Origin of the sequence: Streptomyces sp. NPDC088733 (genome assembly GCF_044751185.1) — a bacterium.
Classification (GTDB): Bacteria; Actinomycetota; Actinomycetes; order Streptomycetales; family Streptomycetaceae; genus Actinacidiphila.
Genome location: NZ_JBIVLH010000006.1, coordinates 310,396 through 324,421, shown reverse-complemented (window position 1 = coordinate 324,421; position 14,026 = coordinate 310,396). Strand labels below are relative to the sequence as shown.

The following is a 14,026-nucleotide window of genomic DNA, read 5'->3' as shown; positions in this document are numbered from 1 at the left end:
ATGAACGAGGTCGTGGGCAGCCACGACATCCTGATGGTCACCCTCGACACCCTCCGCTACGACGTGGCCGAGGAGTTGGCGGCGGCGGGCCGTATCCCGCACCTGGCGCGGCATCTGCCCGGTGGCCGGTGGGAGCGCCGGCATGCGCCCGGCAGCTTCACCTACGCCTCCCACCAGGCGATGTTCGCCGGCTTCCTGCCCACGCCCGCCGAACCGGGCCCGCACCCGCGGCTGTTCGCCGCGCGGTTCGCGGGCAGCGAGAGCACCGCGGACGGCACCTTCGTGTACGACACACCCGACCTGGTGTCGGGGCTGGCCGCCGCCGGATACCGCACGGTGTGCGTCGGCGGGGTGGGCTTCTTCAACAAGCAGGGGCCGCTGGGCTCGGTGCTGCCCGGGGTGTTCCAGGAGAGCCACTGGGAGCCGGAGTTCGGGGTGCCCTCCCCCACCTCCTTCGAGGCGCAGGTCGCCCGCGCGGAGAAGGTGGTGGCCGGGCTGCCGCGTGAGCAGCGGCTCTTCCTGTTCGTGAACGTCTCGGCGCTGCACCAGCCCAACTGGTTCCACCTGCCCGGCGCCACCCGCGAGTCCGGCGACACCCGTGCCTCGCACGCGGCGGCTCTGGAGTACGTCGACCGCCACATCGAGCGGCTGTTCACCGCCGCCGCGAGCCGCCGGCGCTGCTTCGCGGTCGTCTGCTCCGACCACGGCACGGCGTACGGGGAGGACGGATACACCGGCCACCGCATCGGCCACGAGGTCGTCTGGACCGTGCCCTATGCCCACTTCTTCCTCGACGAGGCCCGATGACCCGCACCGACATGACCGTCCCCCAGGCACCGGCGGCGACAGCGCCCGTGCCTGAGCGCCCCTACCAGCACTACGTCTACGCGTACCCGCACAAGACGGCCTACCGTCCACTGCCCCGCGGGAGCGCCCGGCTGCGCGAGCTGTGGGCGGACGAGCCCAAGGACGCCCTCTCCCTCTACTTCCACATCCCCTTCTGCGAAGTGCGCTGCGGCTTCTGCAACCTCTTCACCCGGATCGGCGCCCCGGACGGCCTGACCACGGCCTACCTGGACGCCATGGAACGCCAGGCGCGGGCCGTCCGCGAGGCACTGGGCGACGGGGCGCGGTTCGCCAACGCGGCCTTCGGCGGCGGCACTCCGACCTTCCTGGAGGCCGCCGAACTGGAGCGGCTGTGCGATCTGGCGGAACACGGCCTGGGCGCCGACCTGACGGCGGTGCCGCTGTCCGTCGAGGCCTCCCCCGCCACGGCGACCGCGGACCGGCTCTCCGTGCTGGCCGCGCGCGGCACGACGCGGCTGAGTCTGGGTGTGCAGAGCTTCGACGACGCCGAGGCGCGCGCCGCCGTGCGCCCGCAGCGCCGCGCCGACGTCGATGCGGCCCTCGGCCGCGTCCGGGACGCCGGCATCCCCGTCCTGAACATCGACCTGATCTACGGCATCGAGGGCCAGACCGAGGCGTCCTGGCAGCGGTCCCTCGACGCGGCCCTCGCCTGGCGGCCCGAGGAGCTCTACCTCTACCCGCTGTACGTGCGCCCGCTGACCGGTCTCGGCCGGCTGGCGGGCGAGGCCTCGACGGACGGCGACACCGCGTGGGACGAGCAGCGCCTGCGCCTGTACCGCCACGGGCGCGACCACCTCCTCGCACACGGCTACGAGCAGGTGTCGATGCGCATGTTCCGCCGGTCCGGCGCACCGGCCGACGGCGGCGGGGACTACGCCTGCCAGACCGACGGCATGGTGGGCCTTGGCTGCGGCGCCCGTTCCTACACCTCGGCCCTGCACTACTCCTTCGACTACGCCGTCGGCATGCAGGAGATACGCAGGATCGTCGACGACTACACCGCGCGCCCCCAGGAGGACTTCGCGGAAGCCGACTTCGGCTGGGCGATGGACGCCGACGAGAGCCGCCGCCGGCACCTCCTGCAGTCGCTGCTGCAGGCCGAGGGCCTGCGCGCGGCCGACTACCGGGACCGTTTCGGCACGGCGCCCGGCGAGGACTTCGCCACTGAGCTGGAGCGCTTCACCGATCGCGGCTGGCTGGACCCCGCCGCGGGGCCGGGGCTGCTGCGCCTGTCCCCGGAGGGCCTGGCGCACTCCGACGCGATCGGCCCGGCGCTGTTCTCCGCGGCGGTGCGGGCCCGCATGGCCGCGTACGAACTGAAGTGAGGGTGCCCGCCATGGATCTGACGGTTCTCTACCGGGGCCCGCTCGCCTCGTGCGACTACGACTGCCCGTACTGCCCCTTCGCCAAGCGCCGGGACAGCCGCGCCGAGCTGGCCGCCGACCGGGCCGCGCTGGAACGCTTCGCGGGCTGGGCGGCCGCGCAGCACGGCGACCGCCTGTCGCTGCTGTTCACGCCGTGGGGCGAGGGCCTGGTGCGCTCCTGGTACCGGCGCACCCTGGCGGAGCTGAGCCGGCTGCCGCACATCGGCCGGGTGGCGATCCAGACGAATCTGAGCTGCCGCACGGACTGGCTGGACGCCGCCGACCTGTCCACGCTCGCCCTGTGGTGCACCTTCCACCCCGGGCAGACGCCCTATGACCGCTTCCTCGGCAAGACCCGCGAACTCGCTGACCGAGGGGCTCGTTTCAGCGTGGGCGTGGTGGGCCTGCCGGACCACCTGGAGGCCGCTCGCCGGCTGCGCGCGGACCTTCCGGACCATGTCTACCTGTGGATCAACGCCGCAGAGGGCCACACCTACACCGACGCCGAGGCGGACGAGTGGACCGCCCTCGACCCGCTCTTCCCCTGGAGCCGCCACCCGCACCGCAGCGCGGGACTGCCCTGCCGCACCGGCGAATCGGTAGTCTCCGTGGACGGCGAGGGCACGGTCCGCCGCTGCCACTTCGTCAGGGCCGAGCTGGGCAACCTCTACGACGGCTCCTACCGGGCCGCGCTGGGGCCGCGCGCCTGCCCGCTGGCGGTGTGCGACTGCCACATCGGCTATGTCCACCTGGAGACGCTGCCGCTGTACGACGTGTTCGCCGGCGGGGTCCTGGAGCGGATACCCGCCGCGGCGCGCCGGCCGGTCCACGCGATCGCGCGGCCCGTGCCCGGCGCCTGAACGCCGGACGTGGGCCGTAGGCAACGGGCAAGGGGCGGTGACCAGAGGGGCCCGTCAGGGCTTGTGGCCGACACCGCCCCAGAAGGCGATCCGGGTGTGCTCGCCGGTCTCGGGCAGCGGGGTGTCGGGCCGCCAGCTCGGGACCTGCACCAGGCCCGGCTCGACCAGCGGGAACCCGTCGAAGAAGGGCTCGATGTGCTCCCTGCCGCGGAGCGTGAGCGTGGAGGTGGCGTTCTTGTACGCCTCGCCCGCGTCGGCGTCCACGTCCCGGTGGAAGTCGGTGGTCGCGTGGGACAGGATCAGCCGGCTGCCGCTCGGCAGGTTCTTGCCGAGGGTGCGCACGATGCCCGTGGGGTCCTCGTCGTCGCGCACGAAGTGCAGGAGGGCGACGAGCATCAGCGCCACCGGCTCGTCGAAGTCGATGAGTTCGCGCAGCATGGCGTGCTCGAGGATCGAGTCGGGGTCGCGGACGTCTGCGAGGAAGAAGCCCGCGTTGCCGGTGTTGGTGAGCCGGGCACCGGCGTGGGCGGCGACGATCGGGTCGTTGTCGACATAGGCGATGCGCGCGTCGGGGACGACGGTCCGGGCGACCTCGTGGGTGTTGGGCGAGGTGGGGATCCCGGTGCCGATGTCGATGAACTGCCGGATGCCCTGGGCCGCGGAGTGGCGAACGGCGCGCCGCATGAAGTCCCGGTTGGCGCGGGCGCTGGGGCGCGCGTCGGGGGTCATGCGGATGACCATCTCGGCGGCTTCGCGGTCGGCCTCGTAGTTGTCCTTGCCGCCGAGGTAGTAGTCGTACATCCGGGCAGGGTGAGGCCTGCTGGTGTCGATCTCGTCCGCGGAGAAGCCCTTGTCGGTCAACGCCGTACTCCGTTCGGAATCCTCTGGTCCGGGTGGATCCAGGTCGGTGCGGTGGGGTGCGGTGGGGTGCGTCGCGGCAGATGAGGCAGCCGCGCGGGGCGTCGAGGGGCTGCCCGGCCCGCTCCGGCGCCCCGTGTGCATGACATCATCCCCCCGCCGGTGCCCGTGGGGCAGGTGCTTTCCGGGCGGGCGTACGTCGAGACGGGGCCGGGGCCGGGTACGGGCCGTCGGGGTGCTGCGGCCGCACGTCATGTCTCCCGGAGGATGTCGCGGAGGATCTCCTCGGTCCGCTGGGCCGGCGCGGCCTGTGCGCACATCCGGTCCAGCGCCTCGAGGAAGGACGAGACGTCGTCGCGGTCGTCGAAGTAGACGGAGCCGACCAGGTTCTCGGAGTAGACGACGTCGGGCAGTTCGTCGGTCCGGAAGCGGAAGATGTGGAACGGCCCGTACATGGCGGGGTGCGGGCCGTCGGAGAACCGCATGATCTGCAACCGCACGTTCGGCAGCGCGCAGCTGTCGATGAGCCGGGAGATCTGTGCACGCATCAGTTCCGGGCCGCCGATGGGTCTGCGCAGCACCGTCTCGTCGATGACGATCCACACCAGGGGCGCGTCCGGGCGGGCGAGCAGGGCCTGCCGCTCCAGACGCACCGCGACGACCCGCTCGACCTCCTCCGCGGAGGCTCGCGGACGGCCGGCCCGCAGCACTTCACGCGCGTAGTCCTCGGTCTGCAGCAGCCCGGGGATGTAGTGCGGTTCGTAGGCGCGGATGACGCCGGCCTCGCCCTCGATGCTGACGAAGGCGCTGAACCAGTCGGGCAGCACGTCGCGGTAACGGTGCCACCAGCCGGGGCGGTTGGCCTCGCGGGCGAGGGAGACAAAGGCCTCGACCTCTGCCGGGTCCACGACCCCGTAGGTGTGCAGCAGTTTCTCGACGTAGGGGATCTTCAGGCCGACTTCGGCCTTCTCCATGCGCCGGATGGTGGCATGGGTGACGTCCAGCGCCCGGCCCGCGTCCTCGAAGCTCAGCCCGGCCTTCTCGCGGAGGTCCTGCAACCGCTTCCCGAGCACCACCCGCAGGACGGTGGGAGCACCGGCCGCCCGTGCGTCCGTCACGACCACTTCCCCAACTCCCCTCGACCGAGAGCAGTGTGTCATGCCGTCATCGGAATCGAACAGTGCGCGAGGGTCGTTCTGCAAATTACAGATCGCATCTTGCCAACAGTTCGAACGAAACCGCATAGTACTGACGTGGCCTCCTCACCAGACGCTCTGCGGTTAGAGCGCCGTGGCGACCTCGACGCCCGTCGCTGTCACGACCTGTTCCGTTTGCCCGCCCACGGGTCCTCGGTCGCCGCGGCACGCCATCGCGTGCGGGCGCGGCTGCGGGAGTGGGAGGCGGACGAAGGTCTGCGCGACGACGCCGAGATGATCGTCTCCGAGCTCTTCACCAACGCCGTCCGGCACACCGGCAGCGAGTACATCGCGTGCGCGCTGTGGTTCGACGGCGAGCGGCTGCGTCTCGAGGTCACCGACCAGGGGCGCGCGCCGACGGCGCCCCGGCCGCGTGCGGCGGGCGTGGACGAGGAGGGCGGCCGCGGGCTGCTGCTCGTGGGTGCGCTGTCGCGGGCGTGGGGAGTCCGGCCCTCCGACGACGGCCTGGGCCGTGTCGTCTGGGCCGAACTGGTCGCCGGCGCGAGCGCCGTGTGAGCGCATCGTCCGTGCGGGCGGCCCGGGCGGTCCGGCGACCGGGCTGAGAACCGGCCGAACGGGACCTACAGCGGCAGCAGGTCGGGGCGCTTGGGCTCCACGTGGTCGCCCGAGGACTCGCCGCGCAGCCGCCGCCCGATCCACGGCACGAGGTACTCCCGCGCCCACTGGATGTTGTCCCTGCGGATCTCCGCGGGCGCACGGAACGGCTCCGGCGGCCAGGGCTGGTCCGGGTCGGCCGGCACGTCGAGCCCCAGCACCTGCCCGGCGCGCAGCGCGACCCGGGTGTGGCCCTCCGCCGACAGGTGCAGCCGGTCGGAGTCCCAGGCCCGGCGGTCCTGCACCGAGCGCAGCGACCACAGGTCCAGCACGGGGCTGTCGTGGCGGTCGGCGATGGCCCGCACGTGGGCCGTGTACGTGGCGATCTTGCCGCGCAGGTGGCGCAGCACGGGAATGCCGCGGGTGTCGAAGCCGGTGCAGAGCACGACGGTGCCGACGGCGTCCGTGAGGCGGGCGACCGCCGCCTCGTAGCGCTCGGCCACGTCGTCGGGGTCGCTGCCCGGCCGGAGGATGTCGTTGCCGCCCGCACAGAAGGTCACCAGGTCCGGACGGAGTTCGATGGCCCGGGGCACCTGCTCGTCGACGATCTGGTCGAGGAGCCGGCCGCGCACCGCCAGGTTCGCGTACCGGAAGTCGTGCTCGGGGCGGCGATCGGAGAGGAGAACGGCGAGCCGGTCGGCCCAGCCGATGAAGTTTCCGTCCGGTCCGGGGTCGCCCACACCTTCCGTGAAGCTGTCCCCTACGGCTGCGTACGACCCGATCGCGCCACTGTTGTCTCTTGTCGAATCGTCTGCCACGTCAGCAGATCATCCACCTACCGAAACGGGCTACGCCACCGTAACCAGGGCCTGACGCGGGGTGATTCATCCCACCCGCTCAAATGCGCCGCGGGCGGAATACGGCGGGCCCCCGGGCCGTCCGGCGGCCCTCCCGCCACGGGGTGGCCGTGCCCGGACGTCACATACCGCTCGGTACGTCAACGGAACCCGGGTGTCGTAGGGTCAGCAGTGGTCCGGCCGCCGGTGACCAGCACCGCCCGGCCCGCGAGCAAAGGAGCCCCGGTGACCCAGCAGACGCCGCAGACCGCCTCGTCGGAGCCCGAGCTGACCGGGGTGCGCAACTTCCGTGACGTCGGCGGGCTCCCGACGACCGACGGCCGCCGGGTACGGCACGGACGGCTCTTCCGCAGCGGGCACCTGGCGCACACCACCGAGCAGGACGCCGCCTTCCTCGCCTCCCTCGGCCTGCACACGGTCTTCGACTTCCGGAACGCCTCCGACATCAAGCTGGAGGGCCCCGACGTCGACCTGCCGGGCGTGCGCAACGTGAACATGCCGCTCAGCGACCCCGCCCATGGTGCCGAGTTCTGGACCACCGTCCGCGAGGGCGACATCGAGGCGCTGCGCACCACCCTCGGCGACGGCCGGGCCGCCGCGCGCATGCTGGAGGCCTACCACCGGATCGTGCTGGACCGCACCGCCGAGCACAGCCGCATGCTGGAGCTGCTGGCCGAGGAGGCGTCCGTGCCCGCGCTGCTGCACTGCGCGGCGGGCAAGGACCGCGCGGGTACCTCGATCGCGGTGATCCTGCTGGCCCTGGGTGTCGAGCGGGAGGCGATCGTGGCGGACTACCTCAAGAGCAACGAGGCGCACCGCCGCTACCGCGTCCAGCGCGGCGAGCACGCCGAGCCGGCCGGCACTCCCGAGGTCATGGAGCTGCTGAGCCCGCTCTTCGACGCCCGCCGGGAGTACCTGGAGGCCGCCTTCGACACGATCGAGGAGCACTGGGGGTCGGTCGACCGGTACCTGGAGGACGGGCTGGGCCTCACCCCGGAGCGCCGCGAGCGGCTGCGCTCGCTGCTCCTGGAGAACGGGGCCGCGGACCCGGCGTGAACCGGCCCGCCGGGGTCTACTTGGCCCCGGCCAGGTGGAAGATCAGGAAGAAGAACGCGGCGATGATGTGCACCCCCACCAGGTAGATGAAGGCACGGACCTTGAAGCCCATCGGGGCCTTTTCGGAACCGGAGGTCTTGACGGACACGGGGAGTCCTCTCATCGGACGGGTCAGGGGGTGCCGTGCGGTCGCGGTGCCCGGCCGTTGCCCAGGCAGAGGTCCGCGACGGGGCTGCGCAGCAGCGTGTGGACGAAGAGCAGGTCGACGCCGCCGGGCGAGGCGGCCGCGATGCGGTGCGGGGTCATGGAGTCGAAGTGGGCGCTGTCGCCGGGTGCGAGCCGGTCCACGGCCTCGCCGAGGGTGAGCCGCAGCTCGCCCTTCAGCACGTACAGCCATTCCTCCCCGGGGTGCACCCGCACCAGGCCGTCCTGGGGGCCCGGCGGGACGTGCAGGCGCAGGGCCTGCATCGCGCGTCCCGGGTTCCCCGTCGGCCAGTACGTCCAGCCGCCGGCGTCGGCGGGCTCCGCGGTCCCGGCGCGCACGACGGGGTCGCGCTCCGGGGCGGTCTCGCCGAGCAGCTCGGAGACCGAGGTGCCGTAGGTGCGGGCGAGGGCGAGCAGCATGGGGAGCGACGGCTGCCGCTGCCCGGTCTCCAGCCGCGACAGGTGCGCCGGCGAGAGCCCGGCGCGGGCGGCGGCCGCTTCGAGGGTCAGGCCGCCGCGGCGGCGCAGGTCCCGCAGCCGGGGTGCGACATCCGGCAGGGGCTCGTCCTGCCCCGGTGTCGAGGTCATGCTTCAGGTATAGACACACTTCGCCCCGGAGGCAAAAAACTTGCCTCCGGGGCAAAAGCAGTCGGGCGGGCGGTCAGCGGTGGGCGACCGCCTGCTTGACCAGTGTCCTGCCGAACTCCCACATCAGGCCACCGCCGCCGTGTGCGTCGTCCATCACGGCGGTGAAGGCGGTCACGAAGCGGTCCACCTCCGGCTCACCGATGACCAGCGGCGGGATCAGTTTGATCACCTCCAGGTGGTCCCCGGAGACCTGGGTGAGGATGCGGTGCCGCTGCAGCAGCGGTACGACGACCATCTGCGCGAACAGCCCCTTGCGGGCCGCCTGCAGCATCGTCCAGCGGCTGCGCAGGCCGAGCGATTTCGGGCGGCCGAACTCGATGCCGATCATCAGCCCGCGGCCGCGGACCTCGTGCAGCAGCTCGTAGCGGTCCACCAGCGCGGCCAGCCGCGTGCGCAGCAAGTCGCCGCTGGCCCGGGCGTTGGCCACGATCTGCTCGTCCTCCATCACGGACAGCGTCGCCAGGCCCGCCACCATCGCCTGCGCGTTGGAACCGAAGCTGGCGGAGTGCACCAGCACCCGGTCCATGGAGGAGTAGACCTTCTTGAAGATCCAGTCCTTGCCGAGCGTGGCGCCGACCGGCACGTAGCCCCCGGAGAGCGCCTTGCTGACGCACACCAGGTCCGGTTCCACGCCCTCGTCGTGCTGGTAGGCGAAGAAGTCGCCGGTACGGCCGAGGCCGGTCTGCACCTCGTCCGCGATCAGCAGGGCCTTGTGCCGGTGCAGCAGGTCCTGCGCGGCCCGCAGGTAGCCCGGGGGCGCCGCGTGGACGCCCTTGCCCTGGATGGGCTCGACGATCAGCGCCGCCACGTCGCCGCGGGCCAGTTCCCGCTCCAGCGCCGCCAGGTCGCCCAGCGGCACCGCCGTGTCGGGCAGCAGCGGGGCGAAACCGTCGCGGAAGCCGCCCTCCCCGTTGACGGACAGGGAGCCCGTGGTCAGCCCGTGGAAGGCGTGGTCGCAGTAGAGCACGCGCGGCCTGCCGGTGACGAAGCGGGCGAACTTCAGGGCCGTCTCCACCGCCTCCGTGCCGCTGTTGCCGAAGAACACCCGGTCCAGGTGCGGGGTGTACGACAGCAGCTTCTCGGCGAGCAGCCCCGGCAGCGGCTGGCAGTCGAAGCGCGTGAGGTCGGCCAGACCGGCGTCCAGCACGTCGTGCAGGGCCTTGCGGACCACCGGGTGGTGGCGGCCGAGGCCCATGACGCCGAACCCGGCGAGCATGTCCAGGTAGTCCTGGCCCTCGTCGTCCCAGAAGTAGGCGCCCTCCGCCCGCTCGTAGACCCGGTCGAAGCCGATGGTGTGCAGCATCCGCGGCAGTTGGTGGTTGAGGTAGCGGCCGTGCAGGTCGTAGCGCTCCGCGCCCCGCTCGGCCAGCAGCGTCGCCAGGTCGAAGCCCTTCGGCTCAGGATCGGGCGGTGTCATCGCTCGTGTACTCCTCGGTCCGTTGCTCCGTGTGCGCCCCGAGACGGGCGAGGGTCGCGCCGATGCGGCCCGCGATCTCCGCCGGGGTGAGCCCGATGTCGGCCAGCAGTTCACCGCGCTTGGCGTGGGCGAGGAACTGCTGCGGGATGCCGAAGTCCCGTACCGGCACATCGGTGTCGGCGTCCCGCAGTGCCTGGGCCACGGCCGAACCGACGCCGCCCGCACGGCCGTTGTCCTCCACGACGGCCACCATGCGGTGCGCCGCCGCCAGTCCCGGCAGGGCCGCGTCCAGCGGCTTGACCCAGCGGGGGTCGACGACGGTGACGCCGATCCCGCGCTCGCGCAGCAGGGCGGCCGCGGCCAGGCAGACGTGCCCCAGCGCGCCGACGGAGACCATGAGGACGTCGGGGCGCTCACCGCGGTGCAGGACGTCCATGCCGCCGGCCCGGTCGATGGCCGGCAGCGGCTCGCCGACCGTCTCCTTCGGGAAGCGGACGACCGTCGGCGCGTCGTCCACGTCGAGCGCCTCGCGCAACTGGGCGCGCAACTGGTCGGCGTCGCGCGGCGCGGCGATCCGCAGGCCGGGCACGACCTGGAGGATCGACATGTCCCACATGCCGTTGTGCGAGGCGCCGTCGTCGCCCGTCACACCGGCCCGGTCCAGGACGAAGGTGACCCCGCACTTGTGCAGCGCCACGTCCATCAGCACCTGGTCGAAGGCCCGGTTGAGGAACGTCGCGTAGACCGCGACCACCGGGTGCAGGCCGCCGGTGGCCAGACCCGCGGCCGAGACCGCCGCGTGCTGCTCGGCGATCCCCACGTCGTACACGCGGCGCGGGAAGGCCTTCGCGAACTTGTCCAGGCCCACCGGCTGGAGCATCGCCGCGGTGATCGCCACGACGTCCTTGCGCTCGGCACCGATCCTCAGCATCTCGTCGCCGAAGACCGAGGTCCACTTCGGACCGCTCGACGGGGTCAGCGGCTCGCAGGTCAGCGGGTCCATGGCGCCGACCGCGTGGAAGCGGTCGGCCTCGTCGCGCTCGGCGAAGGCGTACCCGCGGCCCTTCTCGGTGAGGCAGTGCACCAGGACCGGCCCGCTGAAGCGGCGGGCCCGGCGCAGCGCGGACTCCACCGCCGCGACGTCGTGGCCGTCGATGGGGCCGACGTACTTAAGCCCCAGGTCCTCGAACATGCCCTGGGGCGCGAAGGCGTCCTTGAAGCCCTTCTTCGCCCCGTGCAGGGACTCGTACAGCGGCTTGCCGACGACCGGCGTCTGGTGGAGCACCTGCTTGCCCCAGGCGAGGAAGCGCTCGTAGCCGTCGGTGGTGCGCAGCGCGGCCAGGTGGTTGGCGAGGCCGCCGATGGTCGGCGCGTAGGAGCGCTCGTTGTCGTTGACGACGACGATGAGCGGGCGGTCCTTCGCGGCGGCGATGTTGTTCAGCGCCTCCCAGGCCATGCCACCGGTCAGCGCGCCGTCGCCGATGACGGCGACGACGTGGTCCTGGCGGCCGAGCACCTGGTTGGCCTTGGCGAGCCCGTCCGCCCAGCCCAGCACCGTGGAGGCGTGGCTGTTCTCGATGACGTCGTGCTCGGACTCGGCGCGCGACGGATAACCGGAGAGCCCCCCCTTGCCGCGCAGTTTGGAGAAATCCTGACGTCCTGTCAGCATCTTGTGCACATAGGACTGATGACCCGTGTCCCACAGGATCCGGTCGGCCGGCGAGTCGAAGACCCGGTGCAGCGCGATCGTCAGCTCGACCACGCCGAGATTGGGCCCCAGGTGGCCACCGGTTCTGGCGACCGCCTGCACCAGGAAGTCACGGATCTCCGACGCGAGTTCGACCAGCCGCTCCTGCGGGAGGACTTTCAGATCGCGCGGACCACGGATGTTTTCGAGCAGCGACACTTTCCCACCTCGCTCCCCTCCGGGGATGGTTCGCTCAACTCACACTGATCTGCGGCTCCCCTGACGGGATTCCGTCGGCCTCCATCTGCTCGGCGAGCTTCATGGCCTCCTCGATGAGGGTCTCCACGATCTTCGACTCCGGCACGGTCTTGATGACCTCGCCCTTCACGAAGATCTGCCCCTTGCCGTTGCCCGAGGCCACCCCCAGGTCCGCCTCGCGCGCCTCACCCGGACCGTTGACGACACAGCCCATCACCGCGACCCGCAGCGGGACCTCCATGCCCTCCAGACCCGCCGTCACCTGGTCGGCCAGCTTGTACACATCCACCTGCGCACGACCGCACGACGGGCACGAGACGATCTCCAGCCGCCGCTGCCGCAGGTTCAGCGACTCCAGGATCTGGATGCCGACCTTGACCTCCTCCGCCGGAGGGGCCGACAGCGACACCCGGATCGTGTCCCCGATACCCTCGCTCAGCAGCGCGCCGAACGCCACCGCCGACTTGATCGTGCCCTGGAACGCCGGACCCGCCTCGGTCACACCCAGGTGCAGCGGATAGTCGCACTGCGCCGCCAGCAGACGGTACGCGTTGACCATCACCACCGGGTCGTTGTGCTTCACCGAGATCTTGATGTCCCGGAACCCGTGCTCCTCGAACAGCGAGCACTCCCACAGCGCCGACTCCACCAGCGCCTCGGGCGTCGCCTTGCCGTACTTCTCCAGCAGACGCCGGTCCAGCGACCCGGCGTTCACCCCGATCCGGATCGGCGTACCGGCGTCGGAGGCCGCCTTCGCGATCTCCTTCACCTTGTCGTCGAACTGCCGGATGTTGCCCGGGTTCACCCGCACCGCCGCGCAGCCCGCGTCGATCGCCGCGAACACGTACTTCGGCTGGAAGTGGATGTCCGCGATCACCGGGATCTGCGACTTCCTCGCGATCTGCGGCAGCGCGTCCGCGTCGTCCTGCGAAGGGCAGGCGACCCGCACGATCTGGCAGCCGGCCGCCGTCAGTTCGGCGATCTGCTGCAGCGTCGCGTTGACGTCGGCGGTCAGTGTGGTCGTCATCGACTGGACGGACACCGGCGCGTCGCCGCCCACCGCCACCGGCCCGACCTGGATGCGCCGCGAACGGCGGCGCTCCGCGAGCGGTCGGGCCGGTACGGAGGGCAGGCCGAGCGACACACGCTCGACTGCTGTCATCGCGACGTCACTTCCCGCGGTTTCCGGCGACGGTCTCGCGGCTGGCCCTGATGGACTCCTTCAGGGAGGTCATCGTGGCCAGGACGGCGGTCGGCTCGTAGCCGCAGTGCGCCATGCAGTTGGCGCAGCGCGGGTCCTTGCCGCGGCCGTACTTGCTCCAGTCGGTGTCCTCGATGAGCTCCCTGTACGTGGTCACGTACCCGTCGCTCATCAGGTAGCAGGGGCGCTGCCAGCCGAAGAGCGAGTAGTTGGGGATGGCCCACGCCGTGCAGGGGAAGTCGACCTTCCCCTCCAGGAAGTCCAGGAAGAGCGGACTGTGGTTGAGCCGCCACCGCGCCCGGTTGCCACCGGAGAAGGCCTTCCGGAACAGCTCGCGGGTCTGCTCGACGCCGAGGAAGTGCTCCTGGTCGGGAGCCTTCTCGTAGGCGTACGCCGGCGAGATCATCATCTCGTCGACCTCGAGCTCGTCATTGAGGAAGTTGAGCACCTCGACGATGGTCTGCGGGGTGTCGGTGTTGAAGAAGGTCGAATTCGTGGTGACCCGGAAACCGCGCCGCTTGGCCTCCTTGATCGCCTCGACGGCCTCGTCGAAGACGCCCTCCTTGGCCACCGATTCGTCGTGCCGCTCGCGCAGGCCGTCGATGTGCACGGCGAACGCGAAATACCGCGACGGCGTGAACTTGTCGAGCTTCTTGCGGAGCAGCATGGCGTTGGTGCAGAGGAAGACGTACTTCTTCTTCGCCACCAACTGCCGCACGATCTCGTCGATCTGCGGGTGCATCAACGGTTCGCCACCGGCGATGGAGACCATCGGCGCACCCGATTCCAGGACCGCGCCGACGGCTTGGGCCACGGGCATGCGCTGCTTGAGCACCCCGGCGGGGTGCTGGATCTTCCCGCAGCCCTCGCATGCGAGGTTGCAGGCGAAGAGCGGCTCCAGTTCGACGATGAGAGGGAACTTCTCGCGCCTGCGGAGCATTTTCTGTTCGAAGAGGTAGGTGCCGACCCGGATGGACTGACGGAGAGGCATGGCCATC

Annotated in this window: 14 protein-coding genes; 5 read left to right on the top strand and 9 right to left on the bottom strand. The window is 71.4% G+C overall.

Translation table 11 applies throughout. The features are described 5' to 3' along the window. From ACIP64_RS14095 to ACIP64_RS14085, 3 genes are read left to right on the top strand one after another with little or no spacing between them, the layout of a single operon-like run. Window positions 1–807: an STM4013/SEN3800 family hydrolase gene (locus tag ACIP64_RS14095; RefSeq protein ID WP_401585439.1), complete on the top strand. Its 807-nt coding sequence runs from the start codon at window positions 1–3 to the stop codon at window positions 805–807. Further along, on the top strand, window positions 804–2,192 hold the full coding sequence (locus ACIP64_RS14090) for an STM4012 family radical SAM protein (protein WP_401585437.1): 1,389 nt from the start codon (window positions 804–806) through the stop codon (window positions 2,190–2,192). Before ACIP64_RS14095 ends, ACIP64_RS14090 begins: the two co-directional genes overlap by 4 nt. Before the next feature lie 11 nt (window positions 2,193–2,203). Then, the gene (locus ACIP64_RS14085; protein WP_401585435.1) at window positions 2,204–3,091 is read left to right on the top strand and encodes an STM4011 family radical SAM protein; all 888 of its coding nucleotides are present in this window, start codon (window positions 2,204–2,206) and stop codon (window positions 3,089–3,091) included. Between the two features lie 54 nt (window positions 3,092–3,145). Here ACIP64_RS14085 and ACIP64_RS14080 read toward each other — a convergent pair whose 3' ends face one another. Beyond that, on the bottom strand, window positions 3,146–3,952 hold the full coding sequence (locus ACIP64_RS14080) for an SAM-dependent methyltransferase (RefSeq protein WP_401585432.1): 807 nt from the start codon (window positions 3,950–3,952) through the stop codon (window positions 3,146–3,148). Window positions 3,953–4,200: 248 nt separating this feature from the next. Further along, window positions 4,201–5,067 carry a helix-turn-helix domain-containing protein gene (locus tag ACIP64_RS14075; RefSeq protein WP_401585429.1) on the bottom strand — a complete coding sequence of 289 codons (867 nt, stop codon included), beginning with the start codon at window positions 5,065–5,067 and terminating at the stop codon, window positions 4,201–4,203. A 213-nt stretch (window positions 5,068–5,280) separates the two neighbouring features. Here ACIP64_RS14075 and ACIP64_RS14070 point away from each other — a divergent pair, with 213 nt between their 5' ends. Beyond that, entirely contained in the window at window positions 5,281–5,661 is a 381-nt protein-coding gene (locus ACIP64_RS14070; protein WP_401585427.1) for an ATP-binding protein, read from the top strand. A gap of 65 nt (window positions 5,662–5,726) precedes the next feature. Here ACIP64_RS14070 and ACIP64_RS14065 read toward each other — a convergent pair whose 3' ends face one another. Next, window positions 5,727–6,518, bottom strand: a complete 792-nt coding sequence (locus ACIP64_RS14065; RefSeq protein ID WP_401585425.1) for an SGNH/GDSL hydrolase family protein — start codon at window positions 6,516–6,518, stop codon at window positions 5,727–5,729. A gap of 264 nt (window positions 6,519–6,782) precedes the next feature. On the opposite strand from ACIP64_RS14065, the gene ACIP64_RS14060 reads away from it, so the two are divergent. Then, window positions 6,783–7,613 carry a tyrosine-protein phosphatase gene (locus ACIP64_RS14060; RefSeq protein WP_401585422.1) on the top strand — a complete coding sequence of 277 codons (831 nt, stop codon included), beginning with the start codon at window positions 6,783–6,785 and terminating at the stop codon, window positions 7,611–7,613. 16 nt (window positions 7,614–7,629) lie between these two features. On the opposite strand, the gene ACIP64_RS14055 is transcribed toward ACIP64_RS14060, so the two are convergent. The 6 genes from ACIP64_RS14055 to hpnH form a co-directional block, all read right to left on the bottom strand. Continuing rightward, window positions 7,630–7,761: a DUF6126 family protein gene (locus ACIP64_RS14055; protein ID WP_401585419.1), complete on the bottom strand. Its 132-nt coding sequence runs from the start codon at window positions 7,759–7,761 to the stop codon at window positions 7,630–7,632. Window positions 7,762–7,784: 23 nt separating this feature from the next. After that, window positions 7,785–8,405: a helix-turn-helix domain-containing protein gene (locus ACIP64_RS14050; RefSeq protein ID WP_401585416.1), complete on the bottom strand. Its 621-nt coding sequence runs from the start codon at window positions 8,403–8,405 to the stop codon at window positions 7,785–7,787. A gap of 73 nt (window positions 8,406–8,478) precedes the next feature. Beyond that, entirely contained in the window at window positions 8,479–9,882 is a 1,404-nt protein-coding gene (locus ACIP64_RS14045; RefSeq protein WP_401585413.1) for an aspartate aminotransferase family protein, read from the bottom strand. Beyond that, a complete protein-coding gene (gene dxs / locus ACIP64_RS14040; protein WP_401585411.1) occupies window positions 9,863–11,788 on the bottom strand; it encodes a 1-deoxy-D-xylulose-5-phosphate synthase in 1,926 nt (641 codons plus the stop codon). The genes ACIP64_RS14045 and dxs overlap by 20 nt, the downstream gene beginning before the upstream one ends. Window positions 11,789–11,822: 34 nt before the next feature. After that, window positions 11,823–12,989: a flavodoxin-dependent (E)-4-hydroxy-3-methylbut-2-enyl-diphosphate synthase gene (gene ispG / locus ACIP64_RS14035; protein WP_360899392.1), complete on the bottom strand. Its 1,167-nt coding sequence runs from the start codon at window positions 12,987–12,989 to the stop codon at window positions 11,823–11,825. 7 nt (window positions 12,990–12,996) lie between these two features. Next, entirely contained in the window at window positions 12,997–14,025 is a 1,029-nt protein-coding gene (gene hpnH / locus ACIP64_RS14030) for an adenosyl-hopene transferase HpnH (RefSeq protein WP_401585407.1), read from the bottom strand. Window position 14,026: the final 1 nt, after the last annotated feature.